This is a genomic window from Streptomyces sp. NPDC037203 (assembly GCF_055605065.1).
The window spans coordinates 437,520-457,488 of the sequence record NZ_JBVJUC010000005.1 but is presented as its reverse complement, the minus strand read 5'-3'; the positions used below and the strand labels follow the sequence as shown (position 1 = coordinate 457,488).

Genomic DNA, 19,969 nt, shown 5'->3' with positions numbered 1-19,969 from the left:
CCGGCCCCGGTCCGCGCGCATCCGCAGCGACGCGCGGACCGGGTGCCTCACAGCCGGTTCCCGCCCGGTCCGGGTCGATCCGGGTACGGACATGCGCGCGCACCGGGTCGGGGCCGCCGCCGTACGCCGTTGTACGGTGCGGGCCCCGGCCCGGTGCGATGCGCTACCGCGGCCGGCCTTCGTGACGACTATTGCTGGTCAGGGCTAGTCGGACCGGCCGCGGAGTTCTCGGGGGCTCAGCCCAGGCGCTCGACCAGCGCGCGGTACTGGTCCCACAGCTCCTTCGGGGTGTGCTCGCCGAAGGTGTCGAGGTGCTCGGGCACCAGCGCGGCCTCCTCGCGCCAGACCTCCTTGTCGACCGTGAGCAGGAAGTCGAGCTCGGCGTCGGACAGCTCCAGGCCGTCGGTGTCCAGCGCGTCCTTGGTCGGCAGCACGCCGATCGGCGTCTCGACGCCCTCGGCCTTGCCGTCCAGACGCTCCACGATCCACTTCAGGACGCGGGAGTTCTCACCGAAGCCGGGCCAGACGAACTTGCCCTCGTCGTTCTTGCGGAACCAGTTGACGTAGTAGATCTTCGGCAGCTTGGACTGGTCCTTGTCCTTGGCCACGTTGATCCAGTGCGCCATGTAGTCGCCCATGTTGTAGCCGCAGAACGGCAGCATGGCGAACGGGTCGCGGCGCAGCTCGCCGACCTTGCCCTCGGCCGCGGCGGTCTTCTCGGAGGCCACGTTGGCGCCGAGGAAGACGCCGTGGTCCCAGTCGAAGGACTCGGTCACCAGCGGCACCGCGCTGGCGCGCCGGCCGCCGAAGAGGATCGCGGAGATCGGCACGCCCCTGGGGTCCTCCCACTCGGGCGCGATGATCGGGCACTGCGAAGCGGGCACGGTGAAACGGGCGTTGGGGTGGGCGGCCGGGGTCCCGGACTCCGGCGTCCAGGCGTTGCCCTTCCAGTCGGTGAGGTGCGCCGGGGTCTCCTCGGTCATGCCCTCCCACCAGACGTCGCCGTCCCCGGTGAGCGCCACGTTGGTGAAGACCGCGTTGCCCCACAGGGTCTTCATCGCGTTGGCGTTGGTGTGCTCGCCGGTGCCGGGCGCGACACCGAAGAAGCCGGCCTCGGGGTTGATCGCGTACAGGCGGCCGTCCTCACCGAAGCGCATCCAGGCGATGTCGTCGCCGATGGTCTCCACGGTCCAGCCGGAGACGGTGGGCTCCAGCATGGCGAGGTTGGTCTTGCCGCAGGCGCTCGGGAACGCGGCGGCCACGTACTTGGACTCGCCCTGCGGCGGGGTGAGCTTGAGGATCAGCATGTGCTCGGCGAGCCAGCCCTCGTCGCGCGCCATGACGGAGGCGATGCGCAGCGCGTAGCACTTCTTGCCGAGCAGGGCGTTGCCGCCGTAGCCGGAGCCGTACGACCAGATCTCGCGCGCCTCGGGGAAGTGGGAGATGAACTTGGTCTGGCTGCACGGCCACGGCACGTCCGCCTGGCCCGGCTCCAGCGGGGCGCCCACGGAGTGGACGGCCTTGACGAAGAAGCCGTCCTCGCCCAGCTCGTCCAGGACGGCCTGGCCCATGCGCGTCATGGTGCGCATGGAGACGGCGACGTAGGCGGAGTCGGTGATCTCGACGCCGAGCGCGGAGAGCGGGGAGCCGAGCGGGCCCATGCAGAACGGGACGACGTACATGGTGCGGCCGCGCATGGAGCCGCGGAACAGGCCCTTGTCGCCGGCGAAGATCTCCCGCATCTCGGCGGGGGCCTTCCAGTTGTTGGTCGGGCCCGCGTCCTCCTCCTTCTCGGAGCAGATGAAGGTGCGGTCCTCGACGCGGGCGACGTCGGTCGGGTCGGAGGCGGCGAGGTAGGAGTGCGGGCGCTTGACCGGGTCGAGCTTCTTGAAGGTGCCCTTGGCCACGAGCTCCTCGCACAGGCGCTCGTACTCGGCCTCGGATCCGTCACACCAGACCACGCTGTCCGGCTGCGTCAGTTCGGCGATCTCGTTGACCCACGAGATCAGTTCCTGGTGGCGGGTGGGAACGCTGGTAGCCGAGTTGTCGCGCGCCACGGTTGCTCCTAAGTGAGGGATTTTGTCCTTGTTCGCCCCGTGGGGGCTGCGACCCGGACGCATCGCTGTCGCTCATCCGGTGCCGACTGCACTCATTTGATCATCCGCCTGGTCCGCCCATCTGTCCAGGGGGTCTCACAGGTGAGCGAAGTGAGCTGAGCCACGCTTCCAGGGGCGTTTGCGTTTTCTTTGCGTGTGTCTGGATTTCAGCTGAACGTCTTTTTGCTGCCACCCGACCGAGGAGACGCCGGGACACGCCCCTCACATGCGGTTTACGGGGGCGTCGGTACCATGCGGCGCATGACTGCGTCCGTCCCCGACGCGCCCGACGACACGCCGGCCCGCGGCCGCGGTCCCGTGGCGCTCTCCCTGCCGCACCCGATCAAACCGAGGCTGCGCGGCTGGCTGCATCTCGGCATGTTCCCGGCCGTGCTCATCGCGGGACTTGTGCTCACCGCGCTCGCCGACTCGACCAGAGGCCGCATCGCCTGCGGGATCTATGTCCTCACGGCCTGCCTGCTGTTCGGTGTCAGCGCGCTGTACCACCGGGGCAACTGGGGCCCGCGGATGGGCGGTCTGCTGCGCCGCCTCGACCACGCCAACATCTTCCTGATCATCGCGGGCACTTACACCCCGCTGACCATGCTGCTGCTGCCCGGCGCGAAGGGGCAGTGGCTGCTGTGGGGCATCTGGGCCGCGGCGGCGGCCGGGATCGTCTTCCGGGTCTTCTGGGTCGGCGCCCCCCGCTGGCTCTACACGCCCTGCTACATCGCGATGGGCTGGGCGGCCGTCTTCTTCCTGCCCGACTTCCTGCGCACGGGCGGCATCGCCGTCCTGGTCCTGGTGGTCGTGGGCGGGCTGCTCTACAGCGCGGGCGGCGTCGTCTACGGCTTCAAGCGGCCGAACCCGTCACCACGCTGGTTCGGCTTCCACGAGGTGTTCCACTCCTTCACGCTGGCAGCGTTCGTCGTGCACTACGTGGGCATCTCGCTGGTGGCGTACCAGCACGCGTAGCGGTACGCGCAGCGGTCCTCCCACCCCTCGGGCCACGGCTCATCCGAGCCGTGGCCCTGTCCGTGCGTCGAGGACGGACACCGATGGGCAGCTCCTCGATGTGGAGGGGCACTCCAGTCGTGCGGTGCGGCGGCGGGCCCGCGGAGGTCTCGGCCATGGCCGCGCCGGCCGGCGATGCCGGACAATGACGTGCATGACGGCCGCACGCCCCACCAGCACCTCTCCCTCGCGCGCCCGCTCCGAGGGCCCCCGCCTCGGCCTGCGGGAGCGCAAGAAGATCAAGACGCGGGAGGCGATCCGCGAGGCGACGTACGCCCTGATCGAGGAGCAGGGGTACGACGCCACGACGATCGACCGGATCGCCGACCGCGCCGAGGTGTCGCCGTCCACGGTCTTCAGGTACTTCCCGACCAAGGAGGACATCGTCCTCACCGACGAGATCGACGCGGTGATGCTGGAGGAGATCAGGCGGCGGCCCGCCGAGGAGCCCTGGCCCGACACCATCCGGTACGTGCTGCGGCGCGCCGTCCAGGCCGGGACGGAGGACGAACCGGAGGTCTCCCGGCTGCGCACCCGGCTGATGGTCCAGGTCCCGGCGGTGCGCTCGCGGATGACGCAGAGCATGTCGGTGACCGGCCGCATGCTCTGCCAGGCCATCGCCGAGCGCACCGGCCGCGACCCCGGCGACCTGGAGGTGCGGGTCTACGCCATGTCGCTGATCGGCGGTCTGCTGGAGACCATCATGTACTGGGCCGAGCACGGCCACCGGGACGATCTGCCGGACCTGATCGACCGCACCCTGGACGTCCTGGAGGGCGGTCTGCCGGGCGCCGGAAACCGCTGAGCCGCCAGGGCCCCGCCATGCCATGCTGACGGGGTGAACGCAACGGAGATCCGCGTCGAAGTCGCCCCCGAGCTGCACCTGTTCGTCCCGTCCGCCCGCCGCGCGGGCGCCACCGCGCTCGGCACCGACGGCGTCTCGACGCTCGGCCATGTCATCGAGTCCCTCGGCGTACCGCTGACCGAGGTCGGCGCGCTGGTCGTGGACGGCCGCGAGGTCCCGGTCTCGCACATCCCGCGCGCGGGCGAGAGCGTACGGGTACGGGCGGTGACGCGCCCCCAGCGGGTCCCCGGCGCCCCGCTCCGCTTCCTCCTCGACGTCCACCTCGGCACCCTGGCCCGCCGGCTGCGGCTGCTGGGCGTCGACACGGCGTACGAGTCCACCGACATCGGCGATCCGGCGCTGGCCGCGCGCTCGGCCGCCGAGCAGCGGGTCATGCTCAGCCGGGACCGGGGGCTGCTGCGCCGCCGCGAGCTGTGGGCCGGCGCGTACGTCTACAGCACCCAGCCCGAGGAGCAACTCCGGGACGTCCTCGGCCGGTTCGCCCCCGAGCTGAACCCCTGGACGCGGTGCACCGCCTGCAACGGGCTGCTGCGTACCGCCACCAAGGAGGAGGTCGCCGACCAGCTCAAGGGCGGCACCCAGCGGTCGTACGACGTCTTCGCGCAGTGCGCGTCCTGCGGGCGCGCGTACTGGAAGGGCGCGCACCACGACCAGTTGGAGGCGGTCGTGGAGCGGGCGTTGAGCATGCGTACCCAGGACAGTACTCAGGGCGGTTGAGTAGGCGGACCGCTCCGGCGGGCCGGGTCCGCGCGGTGGGATGGGGGCATGAACACCACCACCGAGCAGCCGGTGACGCTCACCCCGCGGCAGAAGGACCGCCTCATCACCGGCTGGGCCGTCGCCGGACTGGTCCTGCTGCCGCCCACCGTCGTCCTGCCCTGGGCCGTCGTCCTCTCCGGCGAACGCGGCTCCGGGTGCCTGATGTACGGCGAGGGGTGTTCGGAGATCCCCGGTTCGGCGCTCTACGCCGCCTTCGCCCTGTCCCTCCTCGCGGGCGTCGCGGCGCTGGCCTGGCCCAGGGGCCGGGGGCTCGGGGGCCGGGGGACGTACTCCCGGTCCTGGACCGTGGTCGTGCAGTGGGGCGCGCAGGTGACGCTGGGGGCGATGATCCTCAGCGGCGTGTGACGCGCCCGATCCCGCTTCAGGGGGCTCGGAGGGCCGTGCGGAGCCGGTCCGGATCGGTGGTCGGGGCGTCGCAGGTGAAGTTGCGGCAGACGTAGGCGGCCGCCTGCCCGGAGACCAGCGGGCGGCCCGCGAGCAGCGGGAACTCCTCGCTGTCCGGGGTGCCGACGGCGACGACCGCGCCGGGGGCGGTGCCCAGGAGTGCCGTACGGTGCAGGGTGGTCGTGGCCGGGTCGGTGAGGGACGGGCCGACGACCGCGATCTCCCGCGGCCCGTCGAGCAGCGCCTCCGCGACGGCGAGCCCCCACCCGATGAACCGGGGCACGCGCGGGCCGAGGACCTGGACGACGCCCAACGCCCGTTCGGCGGCGGTCCGGTGGGCCTCGGAGCCGGTGTGCGCGGCGTACCCGAGGAGCGCGCCCGCGGCGGCCGACCAGCCGGAGGGGGCGGCGTTGTCGGTGGGGTCCTGGGGGCGGCGGATGAGCTGTTCGGCGTCGGCGGCGGTGTCGTAGAGCGCGCCGGTTCCGGGGTCGGTGAAGCGGGCGATCACCTGGTCCAGGAGCAGGCCGGCGAAGTCCAGCCAGACGCCCTCGCCGGTCACGGAGGCGAGCGCGAGGAAGCCCTCGGCGACGTCCGCGTAGTCCTCCAGGACACCGGAGTTGGCGCCGGCCCGGCCGTCCTTGCTGGTGCGGGCGAGCCGGGCGTGCTCGTCGAGATGGACCCGGACCAGCAGATCGGCGGCGCCGAGCGCGGCCTCGGTCAGGTCGGGGCGGTCGAAGCAGGCGCCGGCCTCGGCGAGCGCGGCGATGGCGAGCCCGTTCCAGGCGGCGACGACCTTGTCGTCCCGGCCGGGTGCGGGACGCCGGGCGCGGGCGTCGAGCAGCCGCCGCTTGACGGAGGCGATCTTCTCGGCGTCGAACACACCCTCGTCCTGCGGGAGCTGGAGGACGGACTGGCCGTGCTCGAAGGTGCCCTCCTCGGTGACGCCGAAGAACTGGGCGGCGATCCGGGCATCGGCCTCACCGAGTACGTCGGTCAGCTGCTCCGGCGTCCAGGCGTAGTACGCCCCCTCGACGTGCCGCCCGCTCCCGTCGTCACTGTCGGCATCGAGCGCCGACGCGAACCCGCCCTGGACCGTCCGCAGTTCACGGACCATGAAGTCGGCGGTCTCCAGGGCGACCCGGCGGGCGAGAGCGGAGCCGGTGGCCCGCCACAGATGCGTGTACACCCGGCACAGAAGGGCGTTGTCGTAGAGCATCTTCTCGAAATGCGGCACCTGCCAGTCGCGGTCGACCGAGTAGCGGGCGAACCCACCGCCGAGCTGGTCGTAGATACCGCCGCGGGCCATGCGCTCACAGGTGTCCTGGGCCATCTGGAGCGCGCCCTCGGCGCCGGTGCGCGCGTGGTGGCGCAGCAGGAACTCCAGCACCATGGACGGCGGGAACTTGGGCGCGCCGCCGAATCCGCCGCGCTGCGCGTCGTACTCGCGGGTCAGCCCGAGGAGCGCCTGGGCGAGTTCCTGCTCGCCGGGCGGCCGGCTCCCCTGGTGGCCGATCTCCCGCTGGGCCAGATCCCGCACGATCTTCCCGGCGACCTCCCCGACCTCGTCCCGCCGGGTGCGCCATGCCTGCTCGACCCCCTCCAGCACCTGCCGGAAGGACGGCATCCCGTGCCGGGGCGCGGGCGGGAAGTAGGTGCCGAAGTAGAAGGGTTCGGCGTCCGGAGTGAGGAACACGGTCATCGGCCAGCCGCCCTGCCCGGTGGCCGCCTGCACGGCCTCCATGTACACGGCATCCACATCCGGCCGCTCCTCGCGGTCGACCTTGACGCTGACGAAGTGCTCGTTGAGGTAGTCGGCGGTCTCCTGGTCCTCGAAGGATTCGTGGGCCATGACGTGGCACCAGTGACAGCTGGAATACCCCACGCTCAGCAGCACCGGCACCCCCCGCCGCCGAGCCTCCTCGAACGCCTCGGCCGACCAGGGCCACCAGTCGACGGGGTTGGCGGCGTGCTGCTGGAGATAGGGCGAGGTCGCGTCGGCGAGACGGTTCATGCGAACCAGCGTCTCACGCGGCTTATCCCTGAAGGCTCACCCGGATCGGCGCCGCCGTGGTCGGCCTACCGCAGCCGGCCAGGGAAAATCCAGATTGAATGACAATACGATCCTGCTAAGTTCCACTGAATCGGCTCGGGAGAGCTTCCATTCATTGGAGGTAAACGGGATGGCGGTCGGGAGCGGTTGGAAGCCGCTGGAGGCGTTCTGGTCCGCACAGCGTCTGGTACGGGACCGCCATCAGTTGGTCCGGAAGATCAGCGAGTGCTACACCGCCGCGCACCCGAAGGACAAGAAACCGAGCCCCTCGGATGTCAGGTCCTGGCGTGAGAGCGTCTACGAGCTGGCGACCACGCTGGACAACCGCGGGCTCGGCCAGGTGCGGATGTTCATCGAGTACCTCGCCGACGGTCAGATGAACCACATCGACGTCGTGCTCGCAGGACAGCACCCATCGGGACGGCTCAGCTACGCGGTCATCGAACTCAAGCAGTGGGGCAGTATCGAGCGTCCGACCGTGTCGAAGGCAGCCGGACTCTGCGCCTCGTGCAGGGTGGAGGGGAACACCACGCTCTGCCAGCGCTGCGCCAGGGATCTGGTCTACGCGCCGTTCCCTGAGTACGAGAGGCACCTCAAGCATCCCGCGGTCCAGGTCGGCAACAACATGGACGACCTGCGCAGGCACCACAGCATGTTCGACGACCGCTACGTCAATCTCGTGGGCGCGGCCTACCTGCACAACCTGATGGGTCCGGATTACCAGTGGATAAGCCAGGTGTCCCCTCGCCCGGGGATCCCCACGTTCACCGCACGGCAACCGGGGGACCTGGAGAAGTTCCTGACCGCGAACTTCAGCTCGGACTCCGGCGCGGAGGCCGCACAGGAGTTGCTCGGACGTCGACGCTCGACCAACCTTCTGACCGACGAGACCGCAGCGATCGTCAACGGCCACACCCGGTTCAGTCTCGTCGAACACCAACTGCGGGCGGTCCAAGCGATCGCCGATGCCAGGGCAGCCGTCGGGTCGCAGGGGGTGAAAAGGGTATTCGTCATCGAGGGACGTGCGGGCAGCGGCAAGTCACTCGTTGCGCTCACCGCGCTGGGAGAAGCGCTGCAAGCTGGACATTCTGCCGCCTTCGTTTCCGGTGGCATCGCCTCGCGCGACACCTTCAAGCGGGCTGCCAGGGGGCACCAGAAGGTCTTCAGGCCGCTGGTGCAGATTGCCGACAAGTTCGGGCCCGACGAGCTGGACCTGATCGTCTGTGACGAAGCCCACCGCCTCAGCCTGCGACCGAAGACCGGTTCCTTCAGGATGCGGCAGACAGGGCCGACCTCGGTGGAGGAGGTCGTCACCCACGCTCGCGTGCCGGTGTTCTTCATCGACGGGGATCAACGCCTCTTCGCGGAAGAGATCTGGTCCCCTGAGAGACTCAAAAGCGAGCTCCTGAACCTCGGCGTAGAGATCGTGCCGATCAACCTGGACCGGGTACTCCGCACCGTCGGCAGTTCGACGTACGACACCTGGGTCAGCCGGCTCATGGCGGGGGACCCCATCGCGTGGCGTCCGGACGGCGCCGCCGACCCTGAGCCTTTCGAGGTCTACTACGCTGACAGTGCTGCCGAGATGGAGTCCTTCCTCAAGGGCAAGGACCCAGCGGGCGTGAGCGCCCGGATGACCGCCGGAATGTGCTGGGGCTGGACCGACGACACCGGCACCTTCCCCGACGTCAGCCCCGATCCCGGCTGGGCACGCCCCTGGAACGCCGGCGACAACCACAGCACCGAGGGGATCCCCAAGCGAAAGTTCTGGGCGACCGACCCCGGAGGCTTCGGGCAGATCGGGTGCGTGCACACGGCCCAAGGGCTCGAGTACGAGTGGGGCGGCGTGATCATGGGCCCCGATCTCACGTGGGAGGACGGCGCCTGGGTCGCCCACCGCGAGCACGTGAAGAGCAAGGCCTCACAGATCAAGGACGACACCGAACTCATCCGGGCGTTGCGCAATGCCTACCGCGTGCTGATGACCCGTTCCATCCGCGGCCTGGTGCTCTACTCGGTCGACCCCGCGGTCAGGAAGCTCTTCGCCGACCTCGGCGTGCAAAAGCTCTGATCCGTCCGCCTCCTGCTTGCCGGGCAGCACGTCTCATGGGCCAGTCGGTTCACCGTTCCACTCTCCCATGGGGAAAGGGGTGATGGGCTGACCGGCGGGAAGCAGAGGGCGCGCTCAAAGGTCGGCTCGGCGGCCGGCACCCGCGCATGCCTGCGGACCGCCGCGCCCGTGAGAAGACGGAGGCGACGGTTTCGGCGGACGGCCGACTTCCGGGGCGCCGGACCCCGGCGGCCGGAGTCCCCGGAGACCGAAGCCTCCGGGGGCCGGGCCCGCGGGGGTCGGGTCCACAGGGGGCTGACCCCCTGGGGCTGCGGCCCGCGGGGGCCAGGACCATCGGCCGAGGTCCCCGGAGACGGGCCCTGCTGCGGCGTCGGCCCCGGAGGTTCAGCTCCGCTGGGCCGGGGTGTCGGCCGGGCTGGCGTCCGTGCCGGGGTCGGCGGGCTCCTTGAAGTCGACCTTCCGCATGTGCTTGTTCATCGACTTCATGAGGCCCCACACCGCCACCGCCATCACCGCGAACACGATGAAGCCGAGGACACCGGGGGTGACCTTGTTCTGGTCGAGATCGGCGAGGGAGACGAGGTCCGTCGCTGCCAGGCTCACGCTTGCGCTCATGTCAGGCATTGTCCCGGATGCCCGCGAAGAGGTCGTCCTCGGGGAGGGAGGTGTCCACGAGCGACTTCGCCAGCTCGTACTCCTCCGTCGGCCAGACCTCCTTCTGGAGCTCCATCGGCACGCGGAACCAGCCGCCGTCCGGATCGATCTGCGTGGCGTGCGCGATCAGCGCCTTGTCGCGGATCTCGAAGAAGTCCGCGCACGGAACATGCGTGGTCAGGGTGCGCTCGACCCGCTCGATCTCCTTCCAGCGCTTGAGCCACTCCCCGTACGGCGACTCCAGGCCGCGGTCCAGCATCGCCTGGTGCAGGGCCTCGGTGCGGGGGCGGTTGAAGCCCTGGTTGTAGTAGAGCTTCAGCGGCTGGTAGGCCGGGCCGAACTCGTCCTCGGGGTACTTCTCGGTGTCCGCCGCGCCCTCGAACGCCACCATGGAGATCTTGTGGGTCATGATGTGGTCGGGGTGCGGGTAGCCGCCGTTCTCGTCGTAGGTGGTGATCACCTGCGGACGGAAGGAGCGGATCCGGCGCACCAGTTCGCCGGCCGCCTTGTCGACGTCCTCCAGGGCGAAGCAGCCCTCGGGCAGCGGCGGCAGCGGGTCGCCCTCGGGCAGCCCGGAGTCCACGAAGCCCAGCCAATCCTGCTCGACGCCCAGGATCTCGCGGGCCTCGTCCATCTCCTTGCGGCGCACCTCGTGGATGTTCGCCTCGATGTAGGGGTCGCCCTGGAGCTTGGGGTTGAGGATGGAGCCGCGTTCACCGCCGGTGCAGGTCACCACCAGCACCTCCACCCCCTCGGACACGTACTTCGCCATGGTGGCCGCGCCCTTGCTCGACTCGTCGTCGGGGTGCGCGTGAACGGCCATCAGTCGCAGCTGGTCAGTCAAGACTCAATCCTCGGTAGGTCGGCGCCCCCAAGGCTCAGGGCGCAATCGAAGGCTTCTATAGTGACCGAATCGGGGGGCGAATAATTCCGCGGAGAGGACGATCATGAGTACGGCGAGCACGGGGCTCCCCGCGGGCCGCTACGGCCGCTCCTCCGACGAGCGCGCCGACCGCAAGCTCAAGATCGCCGCCGTGGTGCTCGGCGCCGTCCTGCTGGCCCTGGTCGGCTACTTCGCGTACCACTACCTCGTGCAGACGAAGATCAGCGCCCAGGTGATCACCTTCGACGCCACGGACAACACGGTCAGGGCGCACCTGGAGGTCCACAAGGACGCCGGGAGCGACGGCTACTGCACCCTGCGTTCCCAGTCGGCGGACGGTGCGGAGGTCGGTCGCGCCGACTTCCACTTCACCGGTCCGGCCACGCGCATCGACAAGGTCGTCACGCTCCGTACGACGGCCCGCGGCACCACCGCCGAACTGCTGGGCTGCCACAGCGGCTGACCCGCCGCACGCCGCGCCTTCACCCGGAATGCGGACGGTCCGACCTGCGTTGATGCGATTCTGATGGCTTATGTCCTCCCCCTTCCGCGGATGAATTGTTAGGCTCGTGGTTTCGCCCATCCAAGAGGGAACATTCTTCTGGGTAGGGCGATGCTTTGTATTTCCCAGTACCGACGAGGAGCACCCTGTGACCCAGACCAGCGAGAACGTCACCTGGCTGACCCAGGAGGCGTACAACAAGCTCAAGGACGAGCTTGAGTACCTTACTGGTCCTGCGCGCACGGAGATCGCCGCCAAGATCGCGGCCGCGCGCGAGGAGGGAGACCTGCGCGAGAACGGCGGGTACCACGCGGCCAAGGAGGAGCAGGGCAAGCAGGAGCTGCGCGTGCGGCAGCTGACCCAGCTTCTCGAGAGCGCCAAGGTGGGCGAGGCCCCGGCCTCCGCCGACGGTGCCGTCGCGCCGGGCATGGTCGTCACGATCGCCTTCGACGGTGACGAGGACGACACGATGACGTTCCTGCTCGCCTCCCGCGAGTACGCGAGTTCGGACGTGGAGACGTACTCGCCGCAGTCGCCGCTGGGCTCCGGTGTCATCGGCCACAAGGTCGGCGAGGACGCGGAGTACGAGCTGCCGAACGGCAAGACGGCCTCCGTCCGCATCCTCAAGGCCGAGCCCTACAACGGCTGAGCCCCCGAGCTGTCCTCCGAGACCCCCGGCATCCCGAGCGGACGCCGGGGGTCTCGTCGTACCCGGCGGGCCGTACCCGCCGTACGGCGGTCTTCGGTGAAGATCCTGTACGGGGTTACGGGATCTTCGTGCGGCCGGCTCAGGAGATGACCGTGTAGCCCGCGTCGCGCAGGCACTGGCCGACCTCGGCGCAGTGGGCCGGGCCCTTGGTCTCCAGGTGGACTTCGACCTCCACCTCGCTGAGGCCGAGCCGGGGGTCGGTGCGGACATGGCTGACGTCGAGGACGTTGGCGTCCGCCCCCGACAGCACCCCGAGCAGGGTGGCAAGGGCGCCGGGGCGGTCGGTGAGCCGCACGCGTACGGCCAGATAACGGCCCTGCGCGGACATGCCGTGCCGCAGCACCCGCTGGAGCAGCACCGGATCGACATTGCCACCGGACAGTACGCAGACGACCGGGCCCTCGAAGGTGTCCGGGGACGCGAGCAGGGCCGCGACCGGGCTCGCGCCGGCCGGTTCCACGACCAGCTTGGCGCGCTCCAGGCACAGCAGCAGCGCGGCGGAGAGCTGGTCCTCGGTGACCGTGCGCATCTCGTCCACCAGCTCGCGGACGATCGTGAACGGCACCACGCCCGGCTTGCCCACCTTGATGCCGTCGGCCATCGTGGCCGGGCTCGCCACCGCCACCGGGTGCCCGACGGCCAGCGAGGGCGGGTAGGCCGCGGCGCCCTCGGCCTGGACGCCGATGATCCGCACGTCCGGCCGGATCGCCTTCACCGCGACCGCGATCCCGGCCGCCAGCCCCCCGCCGCCGACCCCGACGAGGATGGTGCGCACCTCCGGGCACTGCTCCAGGATCTCCAGGCCGACCGTGCCCTGGCCGGCGATGATGTCCGGGTGGTCGAAGGGGTGGATGAACACGGCGCCGGTGCGGGCCGCGTAGTCCTGGGCGGCGGCCAGCGTCTCGTCCACCACCTGGCCGGTCAGGCGCACCTCGGCGCCGTACTCCCTGGTCGCGGCGACCTTGGGCAGCGGGGCGCCGTGCGGCATGAACACGGTGGCGTGCACGCCCAGCAGCGCGGAGGCCAGGGCGACGCCCTGCGCGTGGTTGCCGGCGCTGGCGGCCACCACTCCGGCGGCCCGTTCCTCCGGCAGCAGCCCGGCGATGCGCACATAGGCGCCGCGCAGCTTGAAGGAGCCGGTGCGCTGGAGGTTCTCGCACTTCAGCTGCACCGGCGCGCCGACGAGCTGGGACAGGTGCCGGCTGCCCTCCATCGCGGTCGCCCGTGCCACGCCCGAGAGCATCTTCTGGGCTCCGCGTACGTCGTCCAGGGTGACGGAACGCAAGGGGTGGGCGGTGCGGTAGTTCATGACTCCAGCATCGCAGCTCGCGGTGGGGCGCGACGGGGGTGACCAAGCTCCAAGACGGGTTTGCGCAGCGCCGGTACGGCCCGGCGCCGGGCCGCGTACCCTGTCCCCCAACCTTGCAGCCCTTCATGAAGCGAGCCTCCGGCCATGCCCACAACACCTGAAATGTCGATGGACATGACGACCGTCGGTGATCCCGGTCTTCTCGACTCCCTCCAGCACGAGGTGGCGGTGTTCGCCCGTCGCGCCGAACAGACGCGGCTCGGCGGTGTCGGGCAGGCGCGCAACTCCATGGACCGCGCCGCCTATCTGCTGCTCAACCGCCTCGACAAGGAAGGCCCGATGGGCGTCAAGGCGCTCGCCGCGGGCATGGGCATCGATTCCTCCACGGTCACCCGGCAGGTGGCGCCGCTGGTCGACGCCGGCCTGGTCAAGCGCACCTCGCACCCGGAGGACGGCCGTGCGGTGGTGCTCCAGCTGTCCCCGCGCGGCGCGGCCCGGCTCGCGGAGGTGCGCTCCTCGCGGCGCCGGCTGATGGCGGAGCTGACCGAGGACTGGTCCCCGCAGGAGCGCGAGCAGTTCTGTGCCCTGCTGACCCGCTTCAACCACGGCCTGTCGGCCCGCACCCAGGGGAAGAACCCCGAGTCTTGACCCGCGACCCCGGCGGGCCTCATATGAGACCCCAGGGTCCTGCGTCGTACGCGGCTCCCCTGTCCCGTACCGGACAGGGCCCCCGAGGGGAGGCGTCTTGCGTGATCGGCGGGTGTCACGGGTAGCGGACCCGGCCGCGGAGTTCGAGGCGTTCGTCGCGGGCGCGGCCGGGCGGCTGCTGCAGGCCGCCACGCTGCTCACCGCGGAGGCACCGGACGCCAACCCCCGTGCGCGGCGCCTGCTGACGCTGGCCCTCGGGCACACCTACGCCCGCTGGCACCGGCTGCGCGGCGGGGATCCGTACGACTGCGCGCGCCGGTATCTCGCCGTCCGCTTCGCGCACTCGGTCCGGGAGCGGCACCGCCTCCCCGGCCGCGCGCGGCCGGGGCCGTGCGGACCGCTCGGCGGGCTGGGTCCGCAGGAGCGGCTGGTCCTGGTGCTGCGGTTGTACGAGGGGCTCGCGGAGGAGCAGGCGGCGGCGCTGCTCGGGCTGACCGTGGAACGCGTGCACACCGTCTGCGACCGGGCGACGTCCCTGCTGCTGCATCCGGTCAAGGCGGCCGGTGCGCGCGGGCTGGACGCGAAGGCGGCACCGTCGTGAGCGGGTGGGCGTGCGGTGCGGGGCGGCCGGGGTGATCCGGGCCGAGCGGGAGGCAGCTGTACGGCGGCTGATGGGCGAACGGCCGGTGCGGGTGCCGCCGGAGCTGTGCCAGGAGGCGGTGCGGCGCGGTGAGCGGCTGCTGCGGCGCGGGCGGCTGGCGCGCCGGGTGATGTGGGTGCTGGTGTGCGTGGCGGCGGTGGTGTTCGGGGTGTGGGCGGCGTACGCCCACCCGTGGGTGGAGCCGCCCTCGCGGACGACTCCACCGGTAAGCGGCTGGTGATCCGGGCCGTGGCCGGCCCGGATCGGCACTACTGGCCCAGGGCCTGGCGCAGGTCCTCCAGCAGGTCGTCGGCGTTCTCGATGCCGACGGACAGGCGGACGAGGTCGGCGGGGACCTCCAGGGCCGAGCCGGCCGCGGAGGCGTGGGTCATCCGGCCGGGGTGCTCGATCAGGGACTCGACGCCGCCGAGCGACTCGCCGAGGGTGAACACCTTGGCGCGGTTGCACACCTCGACGGCCGCCTCCTCGCCGCCCTCGACGCGGAAGGAGATCATGCCGCCGAAGGCCCGCATCTGCTTGGCGGCGACCTCGTGACCGGGGTGCTCGGGCAGGCCCGGATAGAGCACGCTGGTGACGCGGGCGTGCCGGCTGAGCATGTCGGCGACCTTGGTGGCGTTCTCGCTGTGCCGGTCCATGCGCACCGCGAGGGTCTTGGTGCCGCGCAGCACCAGCCAGGAGTCGAAGGGGCCGGCGACGGCGCCCATCGCGTTCTGGTGGTAGGCCAGTTCCTCGCCGAGCGTCTGGTCGGAGACGATCAGGGCACCGCCGACCACGTCGGAGTGGCCGCCCATGTACTTGGTCAGGGAGTGCACGACGACGTCCGCACCGAGCGACAGCGGCTGCTGGAGGTACGGCGTGGCGAAGGTGTTGTCGACGACGAGGCGCGCGCCCGCGTCGTGGGCGACCTGGGCGACGGCGGCGATGTCGGTGATGCCGAGCAGCGGGTTGGAGGGGGTCTCCACCCACACGGCCTTGGTCCGCGGGGTGATCGCGGCCCGTACGGCGGCCGGGTCGCTGGTGTCGGCGACGGACCACTCCACGCCCCAGCGGGTGGCGACCTTGGAGAAGAGGCGGAAGGTGCCGCCGTAGGCGTCGTTGGGGATCACCACGTGGTCACCTGGGGTGAGCAGCGTGCGCAGCAGGGTGTCCTCGGCGGCCAGGCCGGAGGCGAACGCGAGGCCGCGGCTGCCGCCCTCCAGCGCGGCGAGGTTCTCCTCCAGGGCGGTACGGGTCGGGTTGGCGCTGCGGCTGTACTCGTAGCCGCCGCGCAGCCCGCCGACGCCGTCCTGCTTGTAGGTCGAGACCTGGTAGATCGGCGGGACGACCGCGCCGGTGAGGGGATCCGCGGTGTTGCCCGCGTGGATCGCGAGGGTCTCGAAGTGCTGACTGATGTGCCTGTCGCTCATGGGCACCGAGCGTAGTGTGCCCGGCGGGGTTCCGGCGCTTTCGGTGTCATGCCCTGGACGGAAATTGTCCACAGGCTGGACGGCGAGGTTGTCCACAGGCCCGCGGCGGGGTTGGTCATTTGCCGGTGGGGTCTGGAACCCTTGGGGGCATGGTGATTCTCTGGCTGCTCCTGGCACTGCTCATGGTGAGCTTCGTGCTGCTCCCGCTGGTACGGCGCAGGCGCGGGCTGATCGAGCAGGTGCACCCGGACCACCCGGACGCCGCCGACCCCGCGGCCTACGGCTTCCTGCGCCAGGAGGAGCTGGACATACGGCTGCCCGGCCCGGACCAGGATCTGCTGGACGCGCTGGAGCTGGTGCAGCGCACCCGCGACTACACGGCGGCGGCCCAGCTGCTGGCCGGCACCGAGACGTCGGGCGAGCTGCGCTGGCAGCGGGTGCAGGCCCTCGGTGGCGCGGCCGCGCTGGAGCTGGAGCAGCGTCCCGGCGGGGTGCACGAGACGCCGGGCGGCCAGTGGCTGCGGGTGTGGCGGGCGGAGCGGCCCAAGGACGCGGGCGGTGCCGCGGTGCACGCGGAGTTCCTGGTGCAGCGGGCCTGGCGGGCCTCGGCGGCCGGCACGGAGGACTTCCGGCTGCTGCTGGAGGAGGCCCGCGAGGTGTGCGCGCAGGCGGCCGGGCTCGCCCCCGCCGACCCGGTGCCGCACATCATCGAGCTGGCCATCGCCCGTGGACTGGGCGCCTCCCGCGAGGAGTTCGAGCGGCTGTGGCTGAAGGTCCTCGACCGCGCCCCGCACCACATGGGCGCGCATCTGGCCGCGCTCCCCTACTGGTGTGAGAAGTGGCACGGCTCGCGCGAGCAGGCGTACGCCTTCGCCGAGGCGGCCGCGGCCCGCGCCCCGCGGGGCTCACTGCTGGCCGCGCTGCCGCTGTTCGCGGTGTTCGAACACCTCCCCGAGGTGAACCTGGTGCTGAGCCTGTACCGGAGCGAGATCGTCGCCAAGGCGATCCAGGGCGCACAGCACGCGGCGCACGAGGCCGCCGCCACCGACCCGACGCTGCCGCACGTCCGCCATCTGCTGGTCTTCTTCCTGGTCCGCGCCGAGCGCTGGGCGGAGGCCATGCACGAGCTGATACACGTCGACGGCCATGTCGGCGCACTGCCCTGGTCGCTGACGGCCGACCCGGCGGCCGAGTTCGCCGTCTACCGCGCCCTGGCGGTAGGGGGGTTCGAGGCCAACGGCGGCAGTCCGGCGAGCCTGCCCGGCTGAGCGGGCCACCCCTGCCGACCCGTTGCGGGCCAACGGCCGTGACAGGCAGGGCCGTTCGGCGCTCGCCGCCGAGCAGATGGCCGGGACGGCGGCGCGGGCCGGCTGACCAGGGTCGTCCCGAGCGCCGCCGGGGATGCCACCGAGATGTGCCGCGGGGCCCCCGCGGAGACAATGGGAGACCCCCTGGTCCCGCTGGTGGTGAGGTGGTGCCCCGTGCCCGTATGGCATCTGCGCGACTATCACGACGACGATCTCGATCAGGCCATCCAGATCTGGGACCAGTGCCGGCAGGCCGACGAGGACCCGGTGTTCCCGGTCTCGGAGGTGATGGCCGCGGCGAAGGCGGGACAGACGGCGGTGGTCGCGGTGGTCGGGGACGAGCTGGTGGGGATGGCCGTGGCCCAGGCCACCGGCAAGCGGGGCTGGATCCTGCTGATGGCGCTCGCCGCGCGCTGGCGTGAGCGCGGGATCGGCAGCGCGCTCCTCGCCGAGCTGGAGCGGCGGCTGCGGGCGCTCGGCGTGCGGCACATCAGCGCGCTGCTGCCCGCGGGCGCGGCCGGTTCCAAGGCGCTGGCGAACACCGGTTACCGCTCGCGCGCGGACCTCACCTACCACGAGAAGCTCGAACCGCTCGGCGCCGCCAACGCCGATGTCCTCGCCGCGCTCGGCGGGCGCATGCTGCCCGAGGGGCTGTGGGACGCGATGGCCGGGATGGAGCGGGAGAAGCAGGTCGTGGAGCGGCGGGTGGTGCTGCCGCTGACGGAACCGGCGCTGGCCGACCGCTACGGCGTGGTGCCGCCGAAGTCGGTCATCCTGTTCGGGCCGCCCGGCACCGGCAAGACGAGCTTCGCCAAGGCTGTCGCCTCCCGGCTGGGCTGGCCCTTCGTGGAGCTGTTCCCGTCCCGGCTCGCCGCGGACACCAGCGAGGGGCTGGCCACGGCCCTGCGGGACGCCTTCGCGGACCTCGCGGAGCTGGACTCGGTGGTGCTTTTCATCGACGAGGTGGAGGAGATCGCCGCCGCGCGCTCCGGCAAGGCGGTGGATCCCGGACACGGGGTGACCAACGAACTGCTGAAGCTGATCCCGGTCTTCCGCGAGCACGACGCACGGCTGCTGGTGTGCGCCACCAATTCCGTACGGTCCCTCGACGCGGCCTTCCTGCGGCCGGGCCGGTTCGACTACGTCATCCCCATCGGGCCGCCCGACCCGACCGCCCGCGCCGCGATCTGGGCCCGCTATCTCCGGGGCGCGGGCGAGTCGGTGGACCTCGGCCGGCTGGTCGCCGCGAGCGAGCTGTTCACCCCGGCGGACATCGAGTACGCCGCCAGGAAGGGGGCCCAGGCCGCGTTCGAGCGCGAGGTCGCCCACCGCGCGGGCCGCCCGGCGGACACCGAGGACTACATGGCCGCCATCTCCGACACCCGGCCGACCCTGACCACCAAGGCGATCAAGGAGTTCGGCGAGGACATCGACACGTACAGCAGGCTGTGACCCGAGCGCACCGGCCACCCACCGCTCCCCGGCGGCGGGTGGCCGGACGCCGGACGTCAGATCGTCGCGGTGTCGATCACGAAGCGGTAGCGCACATCGCTGGCGAGCACCCGCTCGTACGCCTCGTTGATCTCCGACGCGGTGATCAGCTCGATCTCCGCGCCCAGGCCGTGCTCCGCGCAGAAGTCCAGCATCTCCTGGGTCTCCGGGATGCCGCCGATGCCGGAGCTGCTGAGGCTGCGGCGGTTGCCGAAGAGGGACTGGAGGACGATCTGCACCGGCTCCTCGGGCAGGCCCACGTTGACCATGGCGCCGTCCGTGCGCAGCAGGGAGAGGTAGGCGCCGAAGTCCAGCGGGGCCGAGACCGTGTTGAGGATGAGGTCGAAGGTGCCCTTGAGGTCCTCGAAGGTCTTCGGGTCGCTGGTGGCGTAGTAGTGGTCGGCGCCGAGCTTGAGGCCGTCGTCCTTCTTGCGCAGCGACTGGGAGAGGACGGTGACCTCCGCGCCCAGCGCGTGCGCGATCTTGACGCCCATGTGGCCGAGGCCGCCGAGGCCGACGACGGCGACCTTCTTGCCGGGGCCGGCGTTCCAGTGCTTCAGCGGGGAGTACGTGGTGATGCCGGCGCACAGCAGCGGCGCGGCCACGTCGAGGGACAGGCCCTCGGGGATGCGGACGACGTAGTTCTCGTCCACGACGACCTTCTGGGAGTAGCCGCCGTACGTCGGCGTGCCGTCCCGGCCGGTGTCGTTGTACGTCCAGGTGGGGCCCTGCTCGCAGTACTGCTGGAGGCCGGCCTTGCAGTTGTCGCACTCCCGGCAGGAGTCGACCATGCAGCCGACGCCCACGCGGTCGCCGACGGCGTACTTCGTCACGCCGGAGCCGACCTCCGTGACGATGCCCGCGATCTCGTGGCCCGGCACCATCGGGAAGGACGCCTTGCCCCACCCCTCGCGGACCTGGTGGATGTCGGAGTGGCAGATACCGGCGAACTTGATGTCGATCAGGACGTCGAACTCGCCCACCGCCCGTCGCTCGATCTCGGTCCGCTCCAGGGGGGCCTTGGCGGCGGGTGCGGCGTACGCGGCAACTGTGGTCATGGCGGGGTTCTCCCTCACAAGGTCTGACGCGTGCCCGGCTGCATGTCCACCGGGCACACCTCAAGGGTGCCCCCTGTACCG

At 71.1% G+C, this 19,969-nt stretch carries 19 protein-coding genes; 12 read left to right on the top strand and 7 right to left on the bottom strand.

What is annotated here, in order from left to right; translation table 11 throughout:
- Nucleotides 1–236: 236 nt before the first annotated feature.
- A complete protein-coding gene (locus tag ACZ7EC_RS18140) occupies nucleotides 237–2,057 on the bottom strand; it encodes a phosphoenolpyruvate carboxykinase (GTP) (RefSeq protein WP_471063580.1) in 1,821 nt (606 codons plus the stop codon).
- Nucleotides 2,058–2,357: 300 nt separating this feature from the next.
- Here ACZ7EC_RS18140 and trhA point away from each other — a divergent pair, with 300 nt between their 5' ends.
- The 4 genes from trhA to ACZ7EC_RS18120 all read left to right on the top strand — a co-directional run bounded on the left by trhA (nucleotide 2,358) and on the right by ACZ7EC_RS18120 (nucleotide 5,100).
- Entirely contained in the window at nucleotides 2,358–3,071 is a 714-nt protein-coding gene (gene trhA, locus ACZ7EC_RS18135) for a PAQR family membrane homeostasis protein TrhA (protein ID WP_471063578.1), read from the top strand.
- A gap of 193 nt (nucleotides 3,072–3,264) precedes the next feature.
- Nucleotides 3,265–3,915 carry a TetR/AcrR family transcriptional regulator gene (locus tag ACZ7EC_RS18130; protein ID WP_471063576.1) on the top strand — a complete coding sequence of 217 codons (651 nt, stop codon included), beginning with the start codon at nucleotides 3,265–3,267 and terminating at the stop codon, nucleotides 3,913–3,915.
- A 33-nt stretch (nucleotides 3,916–3,948) separates the two neighbouring features.
- Nucleotides 3,949–4,692 (top strand): Mut7-C RNAse domain-containing protein, encoded by a 744-nt coding sequence (locus ACZ7EC_RS18125; RefSeq protein ID WP_471063574.1) that lies wholly within the window; start codon nucleotides 3,949–3,951, stop codon nucleotides 4,690–4,692.
- Between the two features lie 48 nt (nucleotides 4,693–4,740).
- Nucleotides 4,741–5,100, top strand: a complete 360-nt coding sequence (locus tag ACZ7EC_RS18120; protein WP_471063573.1) for a hypothetical protein — start codon at nucleotides 4,741–4,743, stop codon at nucleotides 5,098–5,100.
- Nucleotides 5,101–5,116: 16 nt separating this feature from the next.
- Here the strand turns inward: ACZ7EC_RS18120 and ACZ7EC_RS18115 are convergent, their stop codons facing one another.
- On the bottom strand, nucleotides 5,117–7,150 hold the full coding sequence (locus ACZ7EC_RS18115; protein WP_471063571.1) for a thioredoxin domain-containing protein: 2,034 nt from the start codon (nucleotides 7,148–7,150) through the stop codon (nucleotides 5,117–5,119).
- Between the two features lie 169 nt (nucleotides 7,151–7,319).
- Between ACZ7EC_RS18115 and ACZ7EC_RS18110 the strand changes: the two genes are divergently transcribed.
- Nucleotides 7,320–9,260 (top strand): DNA/RNA helicase domain-containing protein, encoded by a 1,941-nt coding sequence (locus tag ACZ7EC_RS18110; RefSeq protein WP_471063569.1) that lies wholly within the window; start codon nucleotides 7,320–7,322, stop codon nucleotides 9,258–9,260.
- A gap of 384 nt (nucleotides 9,261–9,644) precedes the next feature.
- Here ACZ7EC_RS18110 and ACZ7EC_RS18105 read toward each other — a convergent pair whose 3' ends face one another.
- Nucleotides 9,645–9,884: a hypothetical protein gene (locus tag ACZ7EC_RS18105; RefSeq protein ID WP_471063567.1), complete on the bottom strand. Its 240-nt coding sequence runs from the start codon at nucleotides 9,882–9,884 to the stop codon at nucleotides 9,645–9,647.
- Nucleotides 9,877–10,758: a mycothiol conjugate amidase Mca gene (gene mca, locus ACZ7EC_RS18100; protein ID WP_471063566.1), complete on the bottom strand. Its 882-nt coding sequence runs from the start codon at nucleotides 10,756–10,758 to the stop codon at nucleotides 9,877–9,879. Before mca ends, ACZ7EC_RS18105 begins: the two co-directional genes overlap by 8 nt.
- Before the next feature lie 103 nt (nucleotides 10,759–10,861).
- Here mca and ACZ7EC_RS18095 point away from each other — a divergent pair, with 103 nt between their 5' ends.
- Together ACZ7EC_RS18095 and greA are read left to right on the top strand one after the other, a co-directional pair.
- On the top strand, nucleotides 10,862–11,260 hold the full coding sequence (locus tag ACZ7EC_RS18095) for a DUF4307 domain-containing protein (protein WP_471063565.1): 399 nt from the start codon (nucleotides 10,862–10,864) through the stop codon (nucleotides 11,258–11,260).
- Nucleotides 11,261–11,447: 187 nt separating this feature from the next.
- Nucleotides 11,448–11,948 (top strand): transcription elongation factor GreA, encoded by a 501-nt coding sequence (greA, locus tag ACZ7EC_RS18090; RefSeq protein ID WP_471063563.1) that lies wholly within the window; start codon nucleotides 11,448–11,450, stop codon nucleotides 11,946–11,948.
- Nucleotides 11,949–12,087: 139 nt separating this feature from the next.
- On the opposite strand, the gene ilvA is transcribed toward greA, so the two are convergent.
- Nucleotides 12,088–13,317, bottom strand: coding sequence for a threonine ammonia-lyase (gene ilvA / locus ACZ7EC_RS18085; RefSeq protein ID WP_471063561.1), 1,230 nt, complete (start codon nucleotides 13,315–13,317; stop codon nucleotides 12,088–12,090).
- A 162-nt stretch (nucleotides 13,318–13,479) separates the two neighbouring features.
- Between ilvA and ACZ7EC_RS18080 the strand changes: the two genes are divergently transcribed.
- The 3 genes from ACZ7EC_RS18080 (at nucleotide 13,480) to ACZ7EC_RS18070 (ending at nucleotide 14,846) form a co-directional block, all read left to right on the top strand.
- Nucleotides 13,480–13,965, top strand: a complete 486-nt coding sequence (locus tag ACZ7EC_RS18080; protein ID WP_471063646.1) for a MarR family winged helix-turn-helix transcriptional regulator — start codon at nucleotides 13,480–13,482, stop codon at nucleotides 13,963–13,965.
- Nucleotides 13,966–14,062: 97 nt separating this feature from the next.
- Nucleotides 14,063–14,566, top strand: coding sequence for a sigma factor-like helix-turn-helix DNA-binding protein (locus tag ACZ7EC_RS18075; protein ID WP_471063560.1), 504 nt, complete (start codon nucleotides 14,063–14,065; stop codon nucleotides 14,564–14,566).
- A 70-nt stretch (nucleotides 14,567–14,636) separates the two neighbouring features.
- Complete coding sequence (locus tag ACZ7EC_RS18070; RefSeq protein ID WP_471063645.1) at nucleotides 14,637–14,846, top strand: hypothetical protein; 210 nt, start codon at nucleotides 14,637–14,639, stop codon at nucleotides 14,844–14,846.
- 28 nt (nucleotides 14,847–14,874) lie between these two features.
- Here ACZ7EC_RS18070 and ACZ7EC_RS18065 read toward each other — a convergent pair whose 3' ends face one another.
- On the bottom strand, nucleotides 14,875–16,032 hold the full coding sequence (locus tag ACZ7EC_RS18065) for a cystathionine gamma-synthase (protein ID WP_471063559.1): 1,158 nt from the start codon (nucleotides 16,030–16,032) through the stop codon (nucleotides 14,875–14,877).
- 149 nt (nucleotides 16,033–16,181) lie between these two features.
- Here ACZ7EC_RS18065 and ACZ7EC_RS18060 point away from each other — a divergent pair, with 149 nt between their 5' ends.
- Together ACZ7EC_RS18060 and ACZ7EC_RS18055 are read left to right on the top strand one after the other, a co-directional pair.
- The gene (locus ACZ7EC_RS18060) at nucleotides 16,182–17,300 is read left to right on the top strand and encodes a hypothetical protein (protein ID WP_471063557.1); all 1,119 of its coding nucleotides are present in this window, start codon (nucleotides 16,182–16,184) and stop codon (nucleotides 17,298–17,300) included.
- Nucleotides 17,301–17,513: 213 nt separating this feature from the next.
- Entirely contained in the window at nucleotides 17,514–18,791 is a 1,278-nt protein-coding gene (locus ACZ7EC_RS18055; protein ID WP_471063555.1) for an ATP-binding protein, read from the top strand.
- A 56-nt stretch (nucleotides 18,792–18,847) separates the two neighbouring features.
- On the opposite strand, the gene ACZ7EC_RS18050 is transcribed toward ACZ7EC_RS18055, so the two are convergent.
- Entirely contained in the window at nucleotides 18,848–19,888 is a 1,041-nt protein-coding gene (locus ACZ7EC_RS18050) for an NAD(P)-dependent alcohol dehydrogenase (protein WP_471063553.1), read from the bottom strand.
- Nucleotides 19,889–19,969: the final 81 nt, after the last annotated feature.